This window comes from Rhodococcus sp. NPDC080181 (genome assembly GCF_040702225.1).
Classification (GTDB): Bacteria; Actinomycetota; Actinomycetes; order Mycobacteriales; family Mycobacteriaceae; genus Rhodococcoides; species Rhodococcoides fascians.
Window position 1 is genome coordinate 150,027 of record NZ_JBFBKN010000007.1, and the last position, 22,835, is coordinate 172,861.

At 64.5% G+C, this 22,835-nt stretch carries 25 protein-coding genes; 4 read left to right on the forward strand and 21 right to left on the reverse strand.

Annotated elements, in window-relative coordinates:
* Window positions 1-18 precede the first annotated feature (18 nt).
* Together AB0O58_RS11055 and AB0O58_RS11060 are read left to right on the forward strand one after the other, a co-directional pair.
* A complete protein-coding gene (locus tag AB0O58_RS11055; RefSeq protein ID WP_032370957.1) occupies window positions 19-459 on the forward strand; it encodes a lipopolysaccharide assembly protein LapA domain-containing protein in 441 nt (146 codons plus the stop codon).
* A gap of 78 nt (window positions 460-537) precedes the next feature.
* Window positions 538-1,392, forward strand: coding sequence for a CoA ester lyase (locus tag AB0O58_RS11060; protein WP_027496708.1), 855 nt, complete (start codon window positions 538-540; stop codon window positions 1,390-1,392).
* 21 nt (window positions 1,393-1,413) lie between these two features.
* Here the strand turns inward: AB0O58_RS11060 and AB0O58_RS11065 are convergent, their stop codons facing one another.
* The 6 genes from AB0O58_RS11065 to rpsB form a co-directional block, all read right to left on the reverse strand.
* Window positions 1,414-2,133, reverse strand: a complete 720-nt coding sequence (locus AB0O58_RS11065) for a class I SAM-dependent methyltransferase (RefSeq protein WP_283550152.1) — start codon at window positions 2,131-2,133, stop codon at window positions 1,414-1,416.
* Window positions 2,134-2,149: 16 nt separating this feature from the next.
* The gene (locus tag AB0O58_RS11070) at window positions 2,150-3,064 is read right to left on the reverse strand and encodes a phosphatidate cytidylyltransferase (RefSeq protein ID WP_027496706.1); all 915 of its coding nucleotides are present in this window, start codon (window positions 3,062-3,064) and stop codon (window positions 2,150-2,152) included.
* A 36-nt stretch (window positions 3,065-3,100) separates the two neighbouring features.
* Window positions 3,101-3,658, reverse strand: a complete 558-nt coding sequence (gene frr / locus AB0O58_RS11075; RefSeq protein ID WP_027496705.1) for a ribosome recycling factor — start codon at window positions 3,656-3,658, stop codon at window positions 3,101-3,103.
* Window positions 3,659-3,713: 55 nt separating this feature from the next.
* On the reverse strand, window positions 3,714-4,442 hold the full coding sequence (gene pyrH / locus AB0O58_RS11080; RefSeq protein ID WP_032366408.1) for a UMP kinase: 729 nt from the start codon (window positions 4,440-4,442) through the stop codon (window positions 3,714-3,716).
* 164 nt (window positions 4,443-4,606) lie between these two features.
* Window positions 4,607-5,431: a translation elongation factor Ts gene (gene tsf / locus AB0O58_RS11085; protein ID WP_027496703.1), complete on the reverse strand. Its 825-nt coding sequence runs from the start codon at window positions 5,429-5,431 to the stop codon at window positions 4,607-4,609.
* Between the two features lie 159 nt (window positions 5,432-5,590).
* Window positions 5,591-6,481, reverse strand: a complete 891-nt coding sequence (gene rpsB, locus AB0O58_RS11090; protein ID WP_032366407.1) for a 30S ribosomal protein S2 — start codon at window positions 6,479-6,481, stop codon at window positions 5,591-5,593.
* Between the two features lie 387 nt (window positions 6,482-6,868).
* Here rpsB and AB0O58_RS11095 point away from each other — a divergent pair, with 387 nt between their 5' ends.
* Window positions 6,869-7,324 carry a M23 family metallopeptidase gene (locus AB0O58_RS11095; protein ID WP_230073529.1) on the forward strand — a complete coding sequence of 152 codons (456 nt, stop codon included), beginning with the start codon at window positions 6,869-6,871 and terminating at the stop codon, window positions 7,322-7,324.
* Between the two features lie 3 nt (window positions 7,325-7,327).
* On the opposite strand, the gene AB0O58_RS11100 is transcribed toward AB0O58_RS11095, so the two are convergent.
* From AB0O58_RS11100 to AB0O58_RS11160, 13 genes are all read right to left on the reverse strand, one after another.
* Window positions 7,328-8,611, reverse strand: a complete 1,284-nt coding sequence (locus tag AB0O58_RS11100; RefSeq protein ID WP_366238186.1) for an AAA family ATPase — start codon at window positions 8,609-8,611, stop codon at window positions 7,328-7,330.
* A gap of 132 nt (window positions 8,612-8,743) precedes the next feature.
* A complete protein-coding gene (locus tag AB0O58_RS11105) occupies window positions 8,744-9,670 on the reverse strand; it encodes a tyrosine recombinase XerC (RefSeq protein ID WP_027496700.1) in 927 nt (308 codons plus the stop codon).
* Window positions 9,671-9,739: 69 nt separating this feature from the next.
* Entirely contained in the window at window positions 9,740-10,522 is a 783-nt protein-coding gene (locus AB0O58_RS11110) for a siderophore-interacting protein (protein ID WP_027496699.1), read from the reverse strand.
* Window positions 10,523-10,620: 98 nt separating this feature from the next.
* The gene (dprA, locus tag AB0O58_RS11115; protein ID WP_283541514.1) at window positions 10,621-11,742 is read right to left on the reverse strand and encodes a DNA-processing protein DprA; all 1,122 of its coding nucleotides are present in this window, start codon (window positions 11,740-11,742) and stop codon (window positions 10,621-10,623) included.
* Window positions 11,739-13,244 carry a YifB family Mg chelatase-like AAA ATPase gene (locus tag AB0O58_RS11120; RefSeq protein WP_032391538.1) on the reverse strand — a complete coding sequence of 502 codons (1,506 nt, stop codon included), beginning with the start codon at window positions 13,242-13,244 and terminating at the stop codon, window positions 11,739-11,741. The genes dprA and AB0O58_RS11120 overlap by 4 nt, the downstream gene beginning before the upstream one ends.
* The gene (locus AB0O58_RS11125) at window positions 13,244-13,600 is read right to left on the reverse strand and encodes a YraN family protein (RefSeq protein WP_206497923.1); all 357 of its coding nucleotides are present in this window, start codon (window positions 13,598-13,600) and stop codon (window positions 13,244-13,246) included. The genes AB0O58_RS11120 and AB0O58_RS11125 overlap by 1 nt, the downstream gene beginning before the upstream one ends.
* A 351-nt stretch (window positions 13,601-13,951) precedes the next feature.
* Window positions 13,952-14,296, reverse strand: coding sequence for an Lsr2 family protein (locus AB0O58_RS11130; RefSeq protein ID WP_027496695.1), 345 nt, complete (start codon window positions 14,294-14,296; stop codon window positions 13,952-13,954).
* A 397-nt stretch (window positions 14,297-14,693) separates the two neighbouring features.
* A complete protein-coding gene (locus tag AB0O58_RS11135; protein ID WP_008717288.1) occupies window positions 14,694-14,999 on the reverse strand; it encodes a DUF2469 domain-containing protein in 306 nt (101 codons plus the stop codon).
* Between the two features lie 37 nt (window positions 15,000-15,036).
* The gene (locus tag AB0O58_RS11140) at window positions 15,037-15,798 is read right to left on the reverse strand and encodes a ribonuclease HII (protein WP_072692096.1); all 762 of its coding nucleotides are present in this window, start codon (window positions 15,796-15,798) and stop codon (window positions 15,037-15,039) included.
* On the reverse strand, window positions 15,795-16,586 hold the full coding sequence (gene lepB, locus AB0O58_RS11145) for a signal peptidase I (RefSeq protein WP_027496693.1): 792 nt from the start codon (window positions 16,584-16,586) through the stop codon (window positions 15,795-15,797). The genes AB0O58_RS11140 and lepB overlap by 4 nt, the downstream gene beginning before the upstream one ends.
* Window positions 16,587-16,770: 184 nt before the next feature.
* Window positions 16,771-17,112, reverse strand: coding sequence for a 50S ribosomal protein L19 (rplS, locus tag AB0O58_RS11150; protein ID WP_027496692.1), 342 nt, complete (start codon window positions 17,110-17,112; stop codon window positions 16,771-16,773).
* Window positions 17,113-17,245: 133 nt separating this feature from the next.
* Window positions 17,246-18,100 (reverse strand): hypothetical protein, encoded by an 855-nt coding sequence (locus tag AB0O58_RS11155; RefSeq protein WP_032366591.1) that lies wholly within the window; start codon window positions 18,098-18,100, stop codon window positions 17,246-17,248.
* A 116-nt stretch (window positions 18,101-18,216) separates the two neighbouring features.
* Complete coding sequence (locus tag AB0O58_RS11160) at window positions 18,217-20,568, reverse strand: Tex family protein (protein WP_032400568.1); 2,352 nt, start codon at window positions 20,566-20,568, stop codon at window positions 18,217-18,219.
* Between the two features lie 68 nt (window positions 20,569-20,636).
* On the opposite strand from AB0O58_RS11160, the gene AB0O58_RS11165 reads away from it, so the two are divergent.
* Window positions 20,637-21,593, forward strand: coding sequence for a serine hydrolase (locus tag AB0O58_RS11165; protein WP_366238187.1), 957 nt, complete (start codon window positions 20,637-20,639; stop codon window positions 21,591-21,593).
* Window positions 21,594-21,598: 5 nt separating this feature from the next.
* Here the strand turns inward: AB0O58_RS11165 and trmD are convergent, their stop codons facing one another.
* Together trmD and rimM are read right to left on the reverse strand one after the other, a co-directional pair.
* On the reverse strand, window positions 21,599-22,279 hold the full coding sequence (trmD, locus tag AB0O58_RS11170) for a tRNA (guanosine(37)-N1)-methyltransferase TrmD (protein ID WP_032370788.1): 681 nt from the start codon (window positions 22,277-22,279) through the stop codon (window positions 21,599-21,601).
* 3 nt (window positions 22,280-22,282) lie between these two features.
* Entirely contained in the window at window positions 22,283-22,822 is a 540-nt protein-coding gene (gene rimM / locus AB0O58_RS11175) for a ribosome maturation factor RimM (protein ID WP_283541516.1), read from the reverse strand.
* Between the last annotated feature and the right edge of the window lie 13 nt (window positions 22,823-22,835).

Here is a 22,835-nt window from a genome sequence, read left to right on the forward strand (position 1 = left end):
TGCGAAAGGATCATCGACATGGCCACCAGAGCAGACGACAACAACGAGGCACCGTTCGACACATCGGCCTCGGCCACGCCCGGATTCGACCGGCCGACGAGTGCCGCCGGCGACCTCACCCCGATCACCACCCCGGATTCGGACGGCCATTCCGCGCCCGACCCCGAGTTCGTTCCGGAACAGCAGCACACCCCCACCGATGTGGCGCACACCCGCACCGCCGCCCTCTGGACCGGTCTGGTGGTCGGGGCCGTCGTCCTTGTCGTTCTCCTGGTGTTCATCGTGCAGAACCTCGACTCCGTCACCGTCCAGATCTTCGCCTGGCAGCTCGACCTACCCCTCGGAATCAGCATGCTGCTGGCCGCGATCGCGGGCGCGCTGGTGATGGCCATGGCCGGCGGTGCCCGAATCCTGCAGGTCCGGCGCGCAGCGAAGAAGAACCAGCGTCACGGTTCGTGAACACTATGTACAGAAGCTGGCACCGATGCTCTGAATCGATAAGGTTGGCGGTGCCCGACTTCACTCGAGGAGCATGACGTGACTACTTTCATGGAGACACCGGTGGCATCCGGCGTTGCACCCGACCGCGCACGATCGTGGCTGTTGGTTCCGGCCACCAAGCCCGATACCTTCGACGCTGCTGTCGCATCCGGTGTCGACGCCGTCATCCTCGACATCGAGGACGCAGTCGCTCCAGCGAAGAAGCCTGCTGCTCGCGAGACCGTCGTGCGCTGGCTCAGCGAGGGCAACTCGGCCTGGGTGCGCGTCAACGACGCGACGACCCCGTACTGGGCCGACGACCTCGCCGCCTTGTCCGGGCTGCCCGGCCTGGTGGGCGTCATGCTCGCGAAGACCGAGAGCGGCGGTCAGGTCGAGGCGACAGCCGCCCGCCTCGCCGACGGCACCCCAATCCTCGCGCTGGTCGAATCAGCAGCAGGACTCGAGGCCGCCACCGAAATCGCGCGCGCGGACTCGACATTCCGTCTCGCCTTCGGCAGCGGCGACTTCCGACGCGACACGGGCATGAGCGACGACCCGCTCGCCATGGCCTACCCGCGCTCGCGACTGGTCGTCTCCTCGCGCGTCGCACGACTACCCGGACCCATCGACGGTCCGACACTGACCGCGAACGACAGCATCCTCGGGCGCGATGCAGCCCTGACCCTCTCGATGGGCATGGCAGGCAAACTCTGTATGCACACCGATCAGGTGGCCATCGTCAACCGCGAACTGGCCCCCTCCCCGACCGACGTGTCCTGGGCACACGATGTCATCGACGCTCTCGGTGCCGACGGTGCTCACGTCAAGGACGGCAGCGATCTGCCGCGTCTGGCAAAGGCTCTCAAGATCAACGAACTGGCTCGAATCTTCGGAATCTCCGCCGCGTCCTGATTTCTCGCTGCCGAGCCAGGCTCAGATCGACTCGACGCCGGTCGGCTTGTATCGAACGTGGATGCGATAGCGCACATTCAGGGTGAGGCCGTCGACCTGCCGTGCCGCAGCGCGCGCTACCCGCGGTGAGAACTCGATTCCCAGCACATCCCGCAAAACCCGGCGGTCGGGAAACGCCCACCTCGTGTCGACGCGTCGCATCTCGAATCCCTGGGCATCGAAGAACGCCTCGACGGCCGCAGGATCGTAGTGCGGGAGATCCGCACGCATCCAGTCCCCGTACGGAGACGACGTGGCGTCGAGGTCCACGACCACCAACGCCCCTCCGGGCCGCAGAACTCGCATCGCTTCGCTGATACCCGGGCCGCAGCCGGGGCCGAAGAAATACGCGGTTCGCGCGTGGACGAGATCGACCGAACCTGTGTCGACGGGCAGCGCGTCCGCTCTACCCGCACGCACGTCGACGTTCGCACGTGACTCGACGCGCGTGCGGGCTGCGGCCACCAATGGGGCGTGCGGTTCCACACCGATGACGTACCGAGCGTCCGCAGCGAAGATCGGAAGATGGAAACCGCTGCCGCAGCCCACGTCCACGACGTTCTCGGCCGTCCAATCGACGGACGATCGAATGGACGCGAACACAGCGCCGTCGACGTCCTGAGCCCTGTTCTCCGCCTCGTACAGATGCGGCCAGTGCCAGATGTTGGGACTGGGAATCACCCCGCCGCGATCACCGCTCATCGTCCGGCGGAGTCGGTCAGAGCAACACGGTGAAGACGAGCCACGCAACGAACGCAGAGGGCAGCAACGAGTCGAGTCTGTCCATGATGCCGCCGTGGCCGGGCAGCAACGAGCCCATGTCCTTGATTCGAAGGTCGCGCTTGACCTGCGATTCGATAAGGTCGCCCAGTGTTCCCGTCACGACCAGCACGACTCCCAGCAGGACACCGATCATCGAGTTGGCCTCGAGAATCAGGGTCACCGTCAGCAGGCAACCGATGACGCAGAAGATGAGCGATCCGACCAGCCCTTCCCAGGACTTCTTCGGGCTGATGGCCGGTGCCATCGGGTGCTTGCCGAACAGCACACCGGCGATGTAACCACCGACATCCGAGCACACGACGCCGATGACGAAGACCAGGATGCGACCGGCACCGTTGTCCTGCAGGACCATCAGAACGGCGAACGAGGCCAACAGCGGTAGCCAACACGCCACCAGAACGGTGACGGAGAGTTCTTCGAGATAGTTCTTGGGAGCAGTACCGAAGCCTTGTCTCAGCAACAGCCACACCATGCAGACCACGACGGTGCCCACAGCCGCACTGAGCACTCCGACGGCACCGAACGGCCAGCCCAGCCAGATCATGGCCTGACCACCGAGGATCAGCGGGATGCGCGGAACGAGAACACCGCCCTCGCGGAGCCGCTTGGACACCTCGTACGTCGCGACGGCCAACGCCACGGCCACGACACCGATCCATACCAGCGGCACGAACACGAGCACGAGGATCAACCCGATACCCAAACTGCCGCCGACGCCGATCGCGGCAGGCAGATTTCGACCCGCCTTGCCGGCGGACTTCGTGGCGGCGACCCCGGACGAGCCAGCGGGCGTGCCGCTGCCCTCCTGCCGATCCGGTCCCACCACTGTCGTCAACTCCTCGATATTCATCGTCGTTCCACCGTGTTGCGCAACTATCGAAGGAGGTCAGACCTCCATCAATTCACCCTCTTTGCGCTTGACCAGTTCGTCGACGGAGGCGGTGTACTTCGCGGTGGTCTTGTCGAGCTCGTTCTCGGCGCGTACGACGTCGTCCTCGCCCGCCTCGCCGTCCTTCTGGATGCGCTTGAGCTCTTCCATCGTCTTGCGGCGCACGTTGCGAATGGACACCTTGGCGTCCTCGCCCTTGCCCTTGGCCTGCTTGACGAACTCGCGGCGTCGTTCCTCGGTCAGCTGCGGCACGCCGATACGAATCAGGTTGCCGTCGTTGGTGGGGTTGACGCCGAGATCGGAATTGCGGATAGCGGTTTCGATCGGCCCGAGCTGATTCGACTCGTACGGCTTGATCACCACCAATCGCGCCTCCGGCACGCTGATGCTGGCCAGCTGGGTGATCGGCGTCGGGGCACCGTAGTACTCGATGACGATGCGCGAGAACATTCCCGGGTTGGCCCGCCCGGTGCGGATCGAGGACAGATCGTCACGGGCAACCGATACGGCCTTTTCCATCTTCTCTTCGGCGTCGAAGAGAGCTTCGTCAATCACGATCTGTCCTCCATCGTCTTCGTTCTCGGTTCGTTCGCGGTCGTGTCGGCGGCATTCACGACGTGACCAGCGTGCCGATGTTCTCGCCCGACACGGCGCGAGCAATGTTTCCCTGAATCAGCAAATTGAACACCAACATCGGCATCTGATTGTCCATGCAGAGGCTGAAGGCAGTCGCGTCGGCAACTTTGAGGCCTCGCTCGATGGCTTCGCGGTGGGTGATCGTGTCGAACATCGTCGCGTCGGGATCGAGCCGTGGATCGGCCGAGTAGACACCGTCGACGGCCTTGGCCATCAACAGCACCTCGGCACCGATCTCGAGCGCCCGCTGCGCCGCCGTGGTATCCGTCGAGAAGTACGGCATGCCCATACCTGCGCCGAAGATGACGACACGCCCCTTCTCGAGGTGCCGTCGCGCGCGCAGCGGAAGGTACGGCTCGGCCACCTGGCCCATCGTGATCGCGGTCTGGACTCTGGTGGCAACACCCTGCTTTTCCAGAAAATCCTGCAGCGCAAGACAATTCATGACCGTGCCGAGCATGCCCATGTAATCCGAGCGAGATCGGTCCATCCCCCGCTGCTGCAATTCGGCACCGCGGAAGAAGTTTCCGCCACCGATCACCACGGCGACCTGAACTCCGGTGGCCACCACCTCGGCGATCTGCTCGGCAACGTTGTTCACGACATCCGGATCGAGCCCCACCTGGCCACCACCGAACATCTCCCCACCCAGTTTGAGCATCACGCGTCGGAACCCGGGACGGTCAGGGGCCGGATCGGTCATAGCTCTCCTCGGTACTCGTCGAACACTACGGTTTACTCACCGATCATCCTGCCCTATCGGCACCCGATCGGTGGACACGGCTCCGACCTGCCTCGCGCACGAACGATGCCGTCCACTCGATGAAATCGAATGAACGGCATCGCCTCGATCGGATCGAGCGCAGACTAGCTGGCGCCGACCTCGAATCGGGAGAAACGGGTGATGGTCACGCCGGCCTCGTCGAGGATGGCCTTGACGGTCTTGTTGCCGTCCTGAACCGACTTCTGCTCGGTGAGAACGACGTCTTTGAAGAATCCGTTGACGCGACCTTCGACGATCTTCGGCAGAGCCTGCTCCGGCTTGCCCTCTTCGCGCGCGGTTTCTTCTGCGATCCGACGCTCGGCGGCGACCAGATCCTCGGGAACCTCGTCACGGGTGACGTACTTGGCCTTGAGCGCTGCGATCTGCATCGCGGCAGCGCGCGCAGCATCGCCGGCGGCGTCGCCGTCACCGGTGTACTCGACCAGCACGCCGACGGCAGGCGGCAGGTCCGCGCTGCGCTTGTGCAGGTAGGTCGCTGTGTTGCCGTCGTAGGACACGACGCGGCGAATTTCGAGCTTCTCGCCGATCTTGGCCGACAACTCGTTCAGAGCCGTCTCGACGGTCTTGCCGTTCAGGTCGAGTGCCTTGAGAGCGTCGACATCAGCAGGCTCGCCTGCTGCAGCCGTCGCCGCGACGGACGCGGCGAACGTCTGGAACTCGTCGTTCTTGGCCACGAAGTCGGTCTCGGAGTTGATCTCCACGAGCACTCCACCCTCGGCGACGACGAGGCCTTCGGCGGTGTTGCGCTCGGCGCGCTTGCCGACGTCCTTGGCACCCTTGATACGCAGGTACTCGACGGCCTTGTCGTAGTCGCCGTCGTTCTCGGCGAGTGCGTTCTTGCAGTCCATCATTCCGGAGCCGGTGAGCTCTCGGAGCCGCTTGACGTCGGCGGCAGTGTAGTTCGCCATCGTGGGCGAGCCTCCTCAAAAGTCTGAATACGGGCGTTGACGAAAGTGCTGTTCTCGAAGCGTGATCGACGGGCTCGCTGTGGAGCCGGACCGATCACAACCCTGACATACCGAAGCGGCCCCGGCCCACCCCTGAGGGTGAACCGGGACCGAATTCGATCAAGCCTGAGCGGCCGGCGCTTCTTCTGCTGCCGGTGCTTCTTCTGCTGCCGGGGCGTCGGCGGCCGGCGCATCGGCTGCGGGAGCCTCTGCTGCCGGAGCGTCAGCGGCCGGGGACGCCTGTGCGAGCTGCTCGAGCTCCCACTCTGCGAGCGGCTCGCCTGCGCCGACCTCGGGCTTGGCGTCGGTTGCGGTGTTCTGGCCTGCACGGGCCTGCACACCTTCGGCCACTGCGGATGCGACGACCTTGGTCAGCAGCGCAGCGGAACGGATCGCGTCGTCGTTACCCGGGATCGGGTAGTCGACCACGTCGGGATCGCAGTTGGTGTCCAGGATCGCGATGACCGGGATCTTCAGCTTGCGCGCTTCGCCGACGGCGATGTGCTCCTTGTTGGTGTCGACGATCCAGATGGCCGACGGAACCTTGGCCATGTCGCGGATGCCGCCGAGGGTGCGATCGAGCTTGGTCATCTCACGCGTGAGCATGAGGATTTCCTTCTTGGTGCGTCCCTCGAAGCCACCGGTCTGCTCCATTGCCTCGAGCTCCTTGAGGCGGACCAGGCGCTTGTGCACGGTCTGGAAGTTGGTGAGCATGCCACCGAGCCAGCGCTGGTTCACGTAGGGCATGCCCACGCGAGTTGCCTCAGCGGCGATGGACTCCTGTGCCTGCTTCTTGGTGCCGACGAACAGAACGGTGCCGCCGTGGGCGACCGTCTCCTTGACGAACTCGTAGGCCTTGTCGATGAAGGTCAGAGTCTGCTGCAAGTCGATGATGTAGATGCCGTTGCGGTCGGTGAAGATGAATCGCTTCATCTTCGGGTTCCAGCGACGGGTCTGGTGTCCGAAGTGTGTGCCGCTGTCGAGCAGCTGCTTCATTGTTACTACAGCCATGGCTGAATAACTCTCTTTCATGGTTCGGTTGACGCAGAGTGTCGGTGACCTCTGCCCTGGCGACCGCCGAAGTTGTCGGACCTGAACCACAGGGGGATCAGGACCGCCGACAACCGGTTCTCGTATCGTGAACTCTGCCGAGGCAGTCGATACGATGACGCGGACGCGCGAAGTCGACCCGTGCACGCACAGGCCGCAACAAGGAGTGTAGACCTGCGGCGGCCCCCGTCATAACCGGGCCCGACTGTCAAGAGATTCCGGTGCCTGTGGACGAATCTTTCGGTTGTCCACAATTCGTGCCGGGCCTCGTTTTCCAGCACATTCACAGGCCATCGTCGACGAGTGAACACTCTTCGTACCGGGTGCATCGCCTGCGTTCTTGCCGCGATCGTGCTGACCACGCCGGCCGCGGCAGCCGAATCGGACTCGTTCGCGTGGCCGATACGGCCGCACCCTCGCGTCGTGACACCGTTCGACCGCCCGGAACACGATTGGCTCCCCGGCCATCGCGGGGTCGACCTCGCCGCGGCGGACGGCACCTCGGTTCTGGCCGTCGCCGACGGTACGGTCGTGTTCGCAGGCCTCGTGGCCGGTAAGCCGGTGGTGTCGGTGGACCATCCGGGCGGACTTCGATCGACGTACGAACCCGTGACGGCGGCGGTCCGGGCCGGAGCACGAGTACGACGCGGCGACATCCTGGGTTCGCTGACGTCGGGACACGACGGCTGCACGGCGACATGCCTGCACTGGGGCATCAAGCGGGGCCGCGAATACCTCGATCCGACGGCCCTGGTGCGTGCCCGTCCGATCAGATTGAAACCCGTGCAGGAGCCGGTTCGGTGACGGTCAGCGCGCAGGGCCGGAGTGACGACCGGACGCGGCAGGAAAGTCGTCCGCGACCATGGCGGCAAGCTCGACGAAAGCGCTCCTGGTCTGGGGACGCAGCTTCTCGAGATCGACCACGGCCCCCTCGGCGAGGTGCTCGTCGAACGGAACCACCAGCACCGCGCGGCAGCGTTCCAGGAAGTGCTGCTGCAACAAGTTCATGTCGACCGCGGACGAACCCGGTCGGACCGAACTGATCACCACGACCGTGCGCTCGACCAGATGGCCGTATCCGTGCAGTTCCAGCCAGTCCAGAGTCGCGGATGCACTGCGTGCCCCGTCGACGGCCGGCGAACTGACCAGAACCAGCGCATTGGCCAGCTGCAGCACCCCGTTCATCGCCGAGTGCATGATGCCGGTTCCGCAGTCGGTGAGGATCAGGTTGTAATAGACCTGCAACATGTCGATGACCGCGCGATAGTCCTCTTCGCCGAACATCTCCGACGCCGAGGGATCCCGCTCACCGGCCAACACTTCCAGTCGGCTCGGTGCCTGCGAGGTATGAGCGCGAATGTCGGAATACCGGCGAATGTTCGGGGCTGCGGCCAACAAGTCGCGAACAGTCGACGCGGTCTGACGCGGTACCCGCTCTCCGAGTGTCCCGAAATCCGGGTTCGCGTCGACGGCGATGACGCAATCTCCGCGCAGCGACGCGAACGTCGACCCCAGACCCAGGGTGGTCGTCGTCTTGCCGACCCCGCCCTTGAGCGACAGGAACGCGATGCGGTAGTCCCCCAGCACCGGCTGGCGTATGCGATCGACCTGGTTGCGGTAGCGCTCCTCGGCCGTCGACTCGCCGGGGTTGATGACGCCACCGGTCAACCGGTGCACACCGCGACGCCACCCCGACGACGAGGTGCGCTTGGGTCGTTTGAGCAGCGATTCGGCACCCAGGTCCTGACTGCTCGGACGATACGGATTCGGGGCACCTGCCCACGGCTGCGCGGACCAGGGTGCCTGCTGGGCCGGCTGGGCCTGCGACCGATCGTCCCCGACGGGCGGAACGGGCGGCATCTGTGCCTCGGGATAGGCGGCCGGCGGGCCCGGTCGAAGCGGCACGGGCGGGTTGTACCGCGGGGGCACGGGAGGTCGCTGCGCAGAATCGGGCGTCTGCCACGGCGGGGGCTGCCGGGGCGTGGAGCGCGGAGTGGACATCGGTTCCGCCGGTACGGATCCGGCGGCATCGTCACCCCGGCCGTCGACTGCACTGCCGTCGACTGCACTGCCGGGTCGTGCCCCGTTCACCGGCGCACTGTGGCCATGCGTCGACCACGGCTCCGATTTACCTTGCGGTCGGTCGCGGTCCACGGTCCCCCGTATTCGGTGTAGTCGATCCTGGGCAGACGCTACCAAACGATGCGCCGCCCAGCTCGACGCTCATGCTCTGGGATGCGCCTGATCGTGCACCGCCCGCAACCGTTCGACGGATACGTGAGTGTAGATCTGCGTCGTGGCAAGAGATGCATGTCCGAGCAGTTCTTGCACCACCCGGAGATCTGCACCTCCTTCCAGCAGATGCGTGGCTGCCGTATGGCGCAGGCCGTGCGGTCCCAGGCTGGGGCCGCCGGGGACTGTCTCCAGCACAGCATGCACCGCCGACCTGGCCTGTCGCTGGTCGAGTCGTCCACCCCGACGCCCGAGCAACAGGGCCGGTCCGGATCGATCGACGGCCAGGGCAGGCCTGCCGTCGGTGAGCCAGGCGTCGAGTGCCTGCGCGGCCGGCAGACCGTACGGTGCCGACCGTTCCTTGTTCCCCTTGCCCACCACCCGAACGACTCGTCGATCGGTGTCCACGTCGTCGACATCGAGACCGCACAGCTCCCCCACGCGGACCCCGGTCGCATACAACAGTTCGACGACGAGTCGATCGCGCAGCGCTATGGGATCGAGTTCGGCGGCACCCGACTCGGCAGCGTCCAGCGCTCGCGTCGCTTGATCGTGACGCAGCACTCCGGGCAGGGTGCGGTGACCCGACGGGGACGCGAGACGTTGCGCGGGGCCGACCTTCACAGCCCCGACCCGTTCGAGCCACGCCCCGAACGTTCGCACCGACGAGGTGCGCCTGGCCATCGATGTCCGGGCCGCGCCGGCCGCCGAGTACCCCGCCAACCACGAGCGCACGACACGCAGATCCAGATCGGCGATCGTCGCGCCCGGTGAGGACGCGGCCAGGTGCGCCAGTAACGAACGCGCGTCGGCAACGTAGGCCCGGATGGTGTGCTCCGACCGTTCCCGTCCGAGGCGCAGGTGTTCGGCGAACTCCTCGACGTGCACCTCCAGGTGCGGCGGCAGCGAATCGGTCATCGGCTCAGCTTGGGCGCTGACGTCTCGCTCGACAACCGGACACGCCGTCGGGTGGACGTCGGTGCGCGATCAGGCGTCGACTCCCGCCTCCGCCTGTGCCAGCTCACGCTTCCAGGCTCGGAAGGTTTCCTCGGTCCGCCCCCGACGCCAGTAACCCGAGATCGACGCCCACTCGGCCCCGACCCCACGTTCCTTGCGAATGTACGGACGGAGGTTGTGCATGACGGCCTGCGCCTCACCGTGGACGAACACCTGCGCTTGCCCGGGTAACCATTCGGTGTTCTTGACGGCCTCGATCAGCGGTGCGTTGTCTCCGGCCCGGTCGTCGCCGATCTCGTTCGACGACGCGCCCCGGTGCACCCAGGTGACGTCGACGACTGCGAGAGTCTCCATGTAGATCTCGTCGTGACGATCGCCGACCTCGATGAACACCTTGGCGATGGCGTCTTCCGGGAGGGCCTCGACCGCAGCCGAGATGGCCGGGATAGCCGATTCGTCGCCTGCGAACAGGTGCCAATCGGCGTCGGGGCGAGGCGCGTATGCCCCCGACGGCCCGAAGAACGACATCTCGTCGCCCGGCTTCGCGCGTGTGGCCCACGGTCCGGCGACGCCCTCGTCGCCGTGCACCACGAAGTCGATGGCGATTTCCCGCGCGTCGGTGTCGACGGATCGAACGGTGTAGGTCCGCATGATCGGTTCGTCCTCGGTTCCGAAGAACAGCTTGACGTACGCATCGGTCTTATCGATGGCGTCGAACTCCTCGAAGCCTGGACCACCCAGATACACCCGGTGCATGTGCGGGGTCAGCGCTTCCGTGCGCACTACGGTCAACGTGGTTTTCTTACGCGGCACTACAGACCCCTCTTCGAGCGAACGACGCCGATGCTCACTGCACCGACTAAGCATTACCTAACACCCTACCTTCACTGGGCCTCGGTAGGGCCGTCACCTCAGCCGCGCACCACCCGGGCCCACCCGGTCTCGTCGTTGCTCACGAATCCGTCCATCTCCATCACCGGTAGCGCGGCACGGACCTTCGACAACGGAACCCCGGAACTCTCCGACAGTTCACGGGTGGACAACGCTCCCGTGGCCGGCAGCGCGTCGTAGATCAACAGTGCGGTCTCGGACAGCGCATCGATTTCCCGGAACAGATCGGGACGGGGTTCCTCCGGCGAGCCGAGCGCCCCGGCCTCGGCCACCACATCGTGCGAGCTCGACACCAGAACGGCCTCACCCTCACGAATCATGCGATGGCATCCCTTCGACGTCGGAGAGGTGACGGGCCCCGGCACCGCAAGAACGGGGCGGCCCAGTTTCGCCGCCCACGCCGCGGTGTTGCGCGCCCCGCTCCGCCATCCCGCCTCGACGACCACCACCGCCGATCCGAGTGCCGCCACCAACCGGTTGCGCGCCAGGAACCGGTGCTTGGCCGGAGTGGTGCCCGGCGCGTATTCACTGAGAACGACACCGCTCGAGGCGATCTGACGCAACAGGCGGGAGTGGCCCGCCGGATATGCCCGGTCGACGCCGCAGGCGAGCACAGCCATCGTCGTCCCCTCGACTCCGAGCGCCGCACGGTGCGCTGCCGCATCGATACCGAAAGCAGCTCCCGATACGACGGTCCAGCCGTCCAGCGCCAGATCGGCGGAGATCTCGGCAGTGACGTGGTCGCCGTACGGACTCGACGCTCGGGTTCCGACTATCGACACCGATCGTTCGGTGTCTGCTCCGACAGACCGGTTTCCCAACGCCCACAGTGCGATCGGCGGCGACGTGTCGACACCCGCGGTGAGGCCGGACCCATCGAAGCCGAGAAAACGCCACGCAGGCCACTCATCGTCGTCAGGGGTGATCAGCCGTCCACCGAGAGCGGCAATGTGGTCCAAATCTGCTGCTGCAGTGTCGACATGAGCCCGTGCTGCCAGTCGCTCACCCAAGTGTCCGGCGCGTACGGCTGCGGCGGTGACCTCGGGGCCGTGGGCAGCGGCGTGGTCCGTCACCGTGCGATGCGGACCCTGTGCCACCCGAGACAGATACGCCCACGCCAGCCGACGTGCGTCATAAGTCATGCCACTCCCCTGTCTCGAAAATCCAGTGCGGCACCGACCTCGTCTGCACCGGGCACGGTGCCGCCGGCGAGATCGTTCAGAGTCCACGCCACCCGTATCGCACGATCGGCGCCGCGCGCGGTCAGCGATCCGTTGCGCAATGCCCGCTCGATCGGTGCCAGCGTCGACCGAGCGAGCCGAAACCGTTGGCGCAGTGCTGGTCCGGGGACTTCCGCATTGGTCCTCCACCCGAACTCCAACCAACGATGAGCGGCAGCATCCCTCGCTCCCGTCACGCGGGCGCGAATATCGGCCGTTCCTTCTCCGACGTCGTCGACCAGCGCCCCGGTCGCGACTCCCATCATCTGAATTCGGAGATCGACCCGGTCGAGGAGCGGTCCGGACAGTTTTCCCAAGTACTTGCGGCGAGCAGTGGGCGCGCACACGCAGTCGGCCTGCCGCGCCGGCGCGCACGGACACGGATTGGCCGCCAGGACGAGTTGGAACCTCGCCGGGTACCGGGCCACCCCGTCTCGACGCGCAATCCGAATTTCACCGTCTTCGAGTGGGGTTCGCAACGCTTCGAGTACCCGGATGCTCATCTCGGCGCATTCGTCGAGAAACAGGACTCCGCGATGCGCGCGACTGACTGCGCCGGGCTTGGCCATTCCGGTGCCTCCTCCGACCAACGCACTCACCGACGTCGAATGGTGTGGGGCGATGAACGGCGGCGATGTGATCAGCGGCCGCGCACTCGTCAGCAGCCCCGCCACCGAATGGATCGCGGTCACCTCCAGCGCCTCGGATTCGGTGAGCGGCGGGAGTATCCCCGGAAGACGTTGCGCCAGCATCGTTTTCCCGATGCCCGGTGGCCCGGTCAACATGATGTGATGCGCACCGGCCGCAGCGACCTCCAACGCCCATCGGGCATCCGCCTGACCGGCAACGTCACTGAGATCCGGATAGCTCTCCTGATGCCAGTCGGTCGGGGTGGGCGATTCCAGCGCCTGCTCACCACGAAGCCACGCAACGACATCCGCCAGGCAATCGGCACCCAACACCTCGATACCGTCAACCAGACCCGCTTCTGGCAGACACCGACTCGGCACCACCACCCGCTGCCACCCCGCCGCCTTCACCGCGAGCACTCCGGGCAGTACCCCGCGGACCGCACGCAACCTGCCGTCCAGAGCCAACTCACCCAGAAACACCGTCTCCGACAGGCTTCCCCGCGGAATGGCCTTGGCGGCGTCGAGGACCGACAATGCCAACGCGAGGTCGTACACCGAGCCACCCTTGGGCAACGTCGCCGGAGACAACGCGAGAATCACTCGACTGTCCGGCCAGGTACCACCCGAATTCTTCACCGCGGCCTTGACCCGATCACGCGATTCGTTCAGCGCGGTATCGGGCAGTCCCACCAGATGGGTCCCCGGAAGACCCTGACCGATATCGGCTTCGATCTCCACCAACACTCCGTCGACGCCGTTGACCGCCACCGAATGGGCTCGCCCCAGGGGCATCAGAACGCCGCCCTGACGTGAGTGAGAACGGGGTCGTCACCGCGACCGATCACGATGGCGATCACGTCGAATCGGATGTGCACCCACGGCCCTCCGCGAAGCGAAAGCCACTGCAACGCCAATCCTCTGATCCGAGTCTGCTTGGTGTACGTCACCGCTTCCGCCGGCGTTCCGTAACCGATTCCCGAACGCGTTTTGACTTCGACGAACACCATCGTCTCGCCTTCGCGCGCAATGATGTCGAGCTCCCCCGAACGATGCCGCCAGTTCCGCTCGATCACCTCCAGGCCGATGTGCTCGAGATGGCGCGCTGCAAGTTCCTCACCGCGTGCCCCGAGTTCTTGATTGGTCGGCATGTCGAATTCCTCCACTCTGCGGCCGCACAGCACGGCCGGATCCGGTCGTCATGACGGTGACACGACCGAAAGGAGGTGATTCCGAGAAAGTGCAGGTGCCGCATTGCCCTGTGGACACGCGCAATCCTGTGGAGAGAACCGTCGAATCGCAGGGCCGACACACCTGTTTTGTCGTACCTGTGTGCTTACCGGCGTTCATGCCCTGTCGATCGCCCGACGAATGGTTCGAACATGCAAAAGCTCCGTCCGGATTACTGCACGGACGGAGCTGAAGCACGGAATCGGTAATCGAATTCGATGACCGAACTACCGCTGACCGAAGACAGCGGGCATATCAAGGCTGGGAGGCGGTCAGTGCGCAGCCTCGTAGGCGGCCTGAACTTCCTGGCTGATTCGACCTCGGGCGCTGACCTCGTGGCCGTTTTCGCGAGCCCACGCTCTGATGTCCTGCAGATCGACCTTTCCTCGAGCCGGTGCAGGCGCGGCACCGGTCTTGCGGGGGCGGCGACCGGAAATCTTCTCGGCGTGCTCGATCCAGAAAGCCAGCTGCTCGTGCAGTTCGTTCGCATGCTTGAGATTCAAGTCGATGCGGTACTGGTTTCCACCGATACCGAATTCGATCGACTCCCCCTGGCCTTCTTTGATTACCGAGCCGTCGACATCGTCGATCATCTGGACAAGCGTCTTGCGTGCCATCTCGTACCTCTTACGCGTCTGGGAGAATGTGGTAATTCAAGTTCTACCACCGATTATCGGACCGAGGCAAAGACCCAACGATGTTCACATCGGCGTAGGGTCGAAAACATTCGGTACGAAAACGTGTGAATACCGGAAGCTATTTGCATCATTAAATCGAAATACTATGTGAGACAACAGAATTCGGCGTTCACATTTCGACGATTCTCCCGCGCTCGACGTAACCCGGCAACGGGCCTCTGCTCGAAACAGAACACGCGGAATTATTCGGTCGGTTGTCCAGCTTTTCGCTGATCGGTGCGCTTCGGAACACTCCACACGGGAAATCTGCCGAGCGGAACCGTCCAGGTGCGCCCGTCAGGCACCGGGCACACCTGCCGATCCGACCCGGGTAGGACTATTCGGGGAGACGCAGATCCGGTTTGTCCAGCTCTTCGATGTTGACGTCCTTGAACGTGATCACCCGCACGTGCTTGACGAAACGAGCCGGTCTGTACATGTCCCATACCCACGAGTCGGACATCCGCAATTCGAAGTAGATCTCACCGTCGGCATTGTGCGGAATGAGTTCGACGGAGTTCGCGAGATAGAAACGACGCTCGGTTTCGACGACATAGTTGAACTGTCCGACGATGTCCCGATACTCGCGGTACAGCGAGAGCTCCATCTCGGTTTCGTACTTTTCGAGATCTTCGGCACTCATCGGTCTCTTTCATCCTCCAGTCGGGCGTGAAATTCAATCATGGCGCACCGTCGTCGGTGCAGTCCATTCGCCCCAGTGCGTCGACCTCGCTACGCGAGCGACCGGCTGCCGCGGCAGCCACGTTGGCATAGGACATTCGATGCTCTCGGCTCGGGCCGAGCGTGGTCATCGCGGTCGAATGCGCACGTGTGCTGTACCCCTTGTGCACGGCGAATCCGTAACCGGGAATGTCGGTGTCCATCTGCACCATCAACCGGTCTCTGGACACCTTGGCCAGGACACTGGCCGCAGCGATGCAGGCAGCTGTGGCGTCCCCTCCGATGACGGGTAGAGACGGCACCGGAAGTCCGGGAACCCGAAAGCCGTCGGTGAGGACATACCCGGGAGTGAGGCTCAGGCCCGCCACCGCGCGGCGCATTCCCTCGATGTTCGCCACGTGTACCCCGATGCGGTCGACCTCGGCCGCGTCGACGAACACCACACTCCACGCAAGTGCCAATTTCTTGATCCGGGGAAAGAGCTCCTCCCGGCGACGCTCGGTCAGCTTCTTGGAATCGTCGAGGTCCGCGAGGGCAGTGTGCGACCGAGAGCCCAGGATGCACGCCGCGACCGTCAACGGCCCCGCGCAGGCTCCCCTGCCTGCTTCGTCGACACCCGCAACCGGACCGAGCCCGTTGCGTTCGAGTGCCGATTCCATGGTCCGCAGCCCCGCCGCCCTCCTGATGATGGGACGAGGCGGCCACGACGAGCGGCTCAGAGATGCGCGCGCACGAGGCGCGGGACGAGGACGGGCCGTCATCGACCCTGAATGTCCGGCGAGTCCAGGAGGCCGGTTCGCGATGGCGGCAACGCGGTGGCCACGGCCTTACCTATCACGTTGTCCAGCGGAACGGTGCCGGTGAACTCGTCGGTGACGTGATACCGCGAGTCTCGCGAATTGCTGCGATTGTCGCCCATGACCCAGATGTTGCCCTCGGGCACCGTTACAGGGTCGAAGCACCGGCCCGACTTCAATTCGGTCTCGCACGTCATCGTGTCCGGAACGAACGGGAAATCCATCTGTATGTACGGCTCGTCCAACGGCTTCCCGTCCACGAGCACCCGTCCCTGAGCGTCACAGCACTCGACCGTCTGACCGCCGGTGGCAATGACGCGTTTGACCAGATCGTTCTCGTCCGGAGCGACGACTCCGATCAAAGAGCCCACTTCCTGGGCCCCGCGGATGACCGAATTGTCGGAGCGCTGCGAGACGAATTCGTCGTTCCAGGAATCGGGGCCGCGGAACACGACGATATCGCCGGGCTTCGGATCGCCGAATCGATAGCCGATCTTCTCCACGACGATGCGGTCCCCGGTGCAGCCGGCGCAGCCGTGCAGTGTCGGTTCCATCGATTCGGATGGGATGAGATAGACCCGGGCGACGAACGTCTGAAGCAGAAAACTCAGCACGAGAGCTACCAGAATGAGGATGGGAAGTTCACGCCAGAAGGACCGCTGCTTGCGATCCGCACGCTTGTTCCGGGGAGACTCGTCGTCGGGCTCGTTCGTCGAACCCTGTGGGGTCGGATCCTGTGGGGACTGCGTCACCTGGACAGGTTAGCCGGAACCGTCGCCCGCGGGCCGGTCGGTCCGCGCCTGCGGCGTTTTCACCGAGCATCGCTCGTACCGGTACGTCCGAAATGTCAGGGCGGTGGCTCCAACGCACCATGCCGCGTCACCGATGTTCGGTGACGCGGCATGGTTGCTGCTCGAAGCGGTCGATACGACCGGGTCAGCGCTTTTCTTTGATCTTGGCGGCCTTGCCACGCAGATCGCGGAGGTAGTACAGCTTCGCGCGACGAACGTCGCCGCGAGTGAGGACCTCGAACTGCGCGATGTTGGGGCTGTGCACCGGGAAAGTGCGCTCCACGCCGACGCCGAACGACACCTTACGAACGGTGAACGTCTCGCGGACGCCACCGCCCTGACGTCGAATCACGACGCCCTTGAAGATCTGAATACGCTCTTTCGAGCCTTCGATAACCTTGACGTGCACGTTCAGCGTGTCGCCGGGGCGGAAATCGGGGATGTCGCTACGCAGCGACTGATTGTCGAGAAAGTCCAGGGTGTTCATCGGTTGTGCCATCCTTGCGTTCTGCGCTTGAGCAGAGGAACCGAGCGGCTCGCCACCGGGGCGGCACAACTGGTTCGTACTCCGAGTGAGGTGTGTGCCTCGCGAGAGGCAACCCGCCTATTGTGCCAGACCGTCAGGCGTTCGAGGAAATCGCCCCGACCGAGGACTGGGCCACGGTTCCGGCCTGGGGTGCAGGCACGACGGTCCGCGCGAGCTCGTCCTCGGTGGCCTCGACCGCGTGAACAATGCTGGGCTTGCCCGCGATCGCATCCTGCAGGTAGATCTTGGCCCGTATCAACGGCCTGCGCCACTTCTTCTCTCGCCGCAGCGCACGCTCCATCTTCTTCGGTCTGCTCGTGTAGCGCCACCTCGCCCAGGGTGCACTCGGCCTGCTGAGTCGGACCGCGGCCAGAATGAGGATGGGCAGAACGAACAGCCCGATCAGCCCGGTCCAGATCTTGCCCTTGAGCAGCACGACGACGCACAGACTCAGGTTGAGCAGTGCCAGCACACCGAGTGTTCCGCGAACCCAGGGATCGGGATCGGCCCGGAAATCGGCGGGGCTGAGCAGCTCCAACGGGTGAAGTCCCAGTAGCAGGAACCCGGTGAAGGCGACGGCTGCGAATACCGCATCGACGGATGTTCGGCCCTGCTCGGACCAGTAGACGTCGCGGAGATAGAAGATGAGTGCAAATTCGTCGAGCACGAGGGCAGCACCGCTGCCGAAGATCGCCGCCAGCACGGCACCGATGGTCTGCGACCCGTCCACGTACACCGCGATGAGCCCGATCCCCGCCAACAGCATCAGCACGATTCCGAACACGACATGGTGAATGTGCTGGCCGCCAGGGGTGATGTTGCCAGGCCACCACTTCACATCCGCGCGAATCATTCTGACGCTCAGGCGAATCAGCAGAAATCCCACGAGTAGGCCGAGCAGGAAGCAGAGCAACGGAAGGCGGCCGTGCTCGACGACACCGTGCTCCAACCACCTCACGCGCTCCACATCCTTCCCGCCGCACGCCCGAAACAACGGCTATCGCCGAATCAGCCTATTCTCGTTCTTCGCCGCCGGGGTCGGCATCGACCGGGAAAGTCCGAGCGCTACTTCCCGAAGCCCGCTTTGCGCAACGCGTCGGCCATGGAACCTGCCGCAGGTGTCGCTGCGGGGCCACCGCCGCGTCGGTCGCGTTGCGGGCGGTTGCCCTGGCCGCCATTGCTCTGACGGCCGTTGCCCTTGCTCGAGGACGTACCGCGGGAGCGGTCACCCTGCTGCCCACGAGGTGCGTCCTTGCCACCGCTCGCACCGGGCTCGTCGTCCAACCGCAGACTCAGGCCGATGCGCTGACGTGGGATGTCGACCTCCATCACCTTGACCCGCACCACATCGCCGGATTTGACGACCTCACGCGGGTCCTTGACGAAGTTGTGCGACATCGCAGAGACGTGAACAAGTCCGTCCTGATGCACGCCGACGTCGACGAAAGCACCGAACGCCGCCACGTTGGTCACGACACCTTCGAGCGTCATCCCCGGCTTCAGGTCGGCGACCTTCTCGATACCGGCTGCGAAAGTAGCGGTCTTGAACTCCGGACGCGGGTCGCGTCCAGGCTTCTCCAGCTCGGAGATGATATCGGTGACGGTGGGCAACCCGAATCGTTCGTCGACGAATTCCGCGGGGTCGAGGCGGCGCAGGAGTGCGGTGTTGCCCACCACCTCGCGCACGCCCACGCCCGCCTTGCCGACGATGCGGCGCACGATGGGATAGGCCTCCGGGTGCACGCTGGAGCGGTCGAGTGGATCCTCTCCCCCGGAGATGCGCAGGAACCCGGCGCACTGCTCGAAAGCCTTGGGACCCAAGCGCGGTACGTCCTTGAGGGTGCTACGGCTGGAGAACGGACCGTTCTGGTCGCGGTGCGCCACGATGCTCTCGGCGAGCGAACCGGCGATACCGGAGACCCTCGACAGCAAGGGCACCGACGCTGTGTTGACGTCGACACCCACCGCGTTCACCGCATCCTCGACCACAGCCCCGAGAGAACGGGCGAGCAGAGTTTCGGAGATGTCGTGCTGGTACTGGCCGACACCGATGGACTTGGGGTCGATCTTGACCAGCTCGGCCAACGGATCCTGCAGCCTGCGAGCGATCGAGACCGCGCCGCGGATGGAGACGTCGAGTTCGGGCAGCTCACTCGAGGCGTACGCCGACGCCGAGTAGACCGAGGCACCCGCCTCGGACACCACCACCTTGGTCAAATTCGCCGCCGGGAATTTTGCAATCAATTCTGCTGCTAAAGAATCGGTTTCGCGTGAGGCCGTACCGTTTCCGATGGCGATGAGCTCCACCTTGTGCTTGGCCGCGAGCCCGGCGAGTGTGGCCACGGCCTGGTCCCACTTGCCCTGCGGCTTGTGGGGATAGATCGTGTCGTAGTCGACGACCTTGCCGGTGGCGTCGACGATCGCCACCTTGGTTCCGGTGCGAAAGCCGGGGTCGAGTCCCATCGTGGTGCGGTTTCCGGCGGGTGCAGCCAACAGGAGGTCTTTGAGGTTGCTCGCGAACACGTCCACGGCGTCCTTCTCGGCCGACTGGCGCAGTCTCATGCGCGTATCGAGTGAGACGGTGACCAGCATCTTGGTGCGCCATGCCCAGCGAACGGTATCGAGCAGCCACTTGTCGGCCGGGCGGCCGCGATCTGCGATTCCGAACTTGGTGGCGATACGCCCCTCGTAGACACTGGGCACACCGGGAGTCGGCTCGTCCCGCTCGGGTTCGAACCCGAGGGACAGAATCTCTTCCTTCTCACCGCGTAGCGTCGCGAGGATGCGATGCGAGGGCAGGCTCGTGAACGGTTCGGAGAACTCGAAGTAGTCCGAGAATTTCGCGCCTTCCTCCTCTTTTCCCTTGCGCACGGTGGCGACCAGCTTGCCGGAGGTCCACATCAGTTCACGCAGCTCACCCACCAGGTCGGCATCCTCGGCGAAACGCTCGACGAGAATTGCTCGTGCCCCGTCGAGCTGCTCCTGATCGAACTGCGCCGGGTCGGTGGACGGATCGGTGAACAGGGCGTCTGCGACGGGTTCGTGGCCGGCCTCCCGCGCAATCTGTGCCTTCGTCCGGCGCTTGGGCTTGAACGGCAGGTAGATGTCCTCGACGCGGGCCTTGGTCTCGGCCAGCATCAGCGACTGTTCGAGCGCGTCGTCGAGTTTGCCCTGCGAACGAATCGATTCGATGACGGCATCTCGCCGCTCGTCGAGTTCTCGGAGGTATCGAAGTCGCTCGTCGAGTTGGCGCAATTGCGCGTCGTCGAGTGTGCCGGTGACCTCCTTGCGGTAGCGCGCGATGAACGGGACCGTGGACCCGCCGTCGAGGAGTTCTACAGCGGCACGAACCTGTTCTTCGCGAACATCGAGTTCTTCGGCTATGCGCTTGTTCACAGATTTCAGAGCAGTGGTCACGGCGATGGACCCTACCGCTAGTGTGGGACAGGTCGGTCAGCGGTTCTATGTGCGGGAGAGTTCTGTAGATGGTCAGGGGGGCTCGGTTACTGACCGCCACCTGCGCCGCACTGTTGGTCCTGAGCGCGTGCTCCGTACCGCCCGATGATCAAGCCGGCGATCCCGACGGCAGGGATTCGGCCGAGACATCGGCATCGCCGTTCCCGGATATCCAGAAGGTCGACGGCGTGGCCTTGGAAGCGCGTATTCCGATGGCGGTGGAATCGGCGCGAGCCCGCGGTGCCGATGTCAATTTCGCGTTGCTGGATCGAGAGACCGGTTCCTACTACAGCAGCGATGCCGACGAGCCGATCGAAACGGCGTCGGTCTCCAAGCTCTTCATTGCCGACGAGGTGATGTTCGAGGCGCAGTCGCAGAACCGCCCCGTCTCCGCCGACGAGCTGGCCACGATGACCAGCATGCTCGAGTTCTCCGACGACAATGCCGCATACACGCTCTGGTATCGATACGGTTCGTCCGAGATCGTCCGCGCAGTCGCGGCGCGATATGCCCTGAGGAACACCGACGCTCCCGGCGACGACCAGTGGTACAACACGGAAACGACTCCCAGTGACCTGGTCGGCTACTACGCCGGGCTGATGAACGGCAGCGGCGGCCTGACCACCGCGTCGACCGACATCATCATCGGAATGCTGCGACGCTCGGCCCCCGTAGCTGCCGACGGCTACAAGCAACACTTCGGGATCGTCGACGGCTTACCGGGCGAGACCGTGCATGCGGTCAAGCAGGGCTGGATGTGCTGCGTGTCCGATCGGTGGGTCCATCTGTCGACGGGCACCATCGGCGCGGACAATCGCTACGTACTGGCCCTGTCGTCCCGTGAAGACATCTTCTTCGTCGACGACATGGAAAGTTACCCGGACACGGCCGTCGTCGACGTGAGCGACGACGCCAGCGCACTGCACGCACGGGACACTCTGACCGGCTTCGTGTCGATGTTGTTCCCCGACGGCAGAATCAGCTGAAAACGTCAGTCCGTCAGTAGATCCGGGCGTCGGTCCGCTGTTCTGCGCAGAGATTGTTCTCGACGCCAGGCGGCGATCTTCGCGTGGTCGCCGGACAACAGAATCTCGGGGACGTCGAGTTCTCGCCATCGGGCCGGCCGGGTGTAACTCGGACCCTCCAGCAGCCCATCGGAGAACGAATCCTCTTGGTGCGACTGCTGATTGCCGAGTACGCCCGGCATCAATCTGACGACGGCCTCGGCCATGACCAGTACTGCCGCCTCGCCGCCGATGAGAACGTAGTCTCCGATGCTGACTTCCTCGACCCGAACGCGGCGTGCGGCGTCGTCGAACACGCGTTGATCGATGCCTTCGTAGCGACCGCACGCGAACACGAGATGCTGTTCGGTGGACCATCTTTCCGCCGTACGTTGTGTGAACGGCACCCCTGCGGGAGTGGGGACGACGAGGAGCGACTCGTCGGTCAGCACGTGGTCGAGTGCGTCACCCCAGACGGTTGGCTTCATGACCATTCCCGGCCCGCCGCCGTACGGGGAATCGTCGACGGCCTTGTGCACGTCGTGGGTCCAGGAGCGCAGGTCGTGAACGTCCACCGATACCAGCCCGCGATCGATCGCCTTACCGAGCAGAGCAGTACGCAGTGGGGTGAGGTATTCCGGGAAGATGGTGACGACGTCGAGGCGCACGAACTACTCCGGATCCAGCAAGCCCTCGGGCGGATCGATCTCGATTGTCTTGTCTGCCAACGACACAGAGGTCACGATGGCCGAGACGAAGGGTACGAGTATCTCGGAACGACCGGATTCCTCGTCAGAACTCGGCGTGATGGACAGCAGTTCGCCTGCTGCCGAGTGCAGGACCTCACGGACGGTACCGACGACGGAACCGTCGGTCAGTACGACGGTGAGGCCTTCGAGTTCGTGATCGTAGAACTCGTCCGGATCGTCGGACGGCGGGAGATCGGTGGATTCGACGACGAAGAGAATCCCGCGCAATTCGTCCGCTGCGGTCTTGTCGTCGATGCCGTTCAGACGCAGCAGAAGCCGCCCGGAGTGTTCCCGGACGGCGTCCACCGTGTGTGTCACGGGCTGTGCATTCGATCGTGGCTTGCGGCCACGCAGAACAGTGCCGACGGCGAATCTGTCGTCGGGGTCGTCGGTGCGAACCTCGACAACCACTTCACCTTTGATGCCGTGCGACTTGGCGACACGACCGATGACCAGCTCCATGATGGGTTACGTG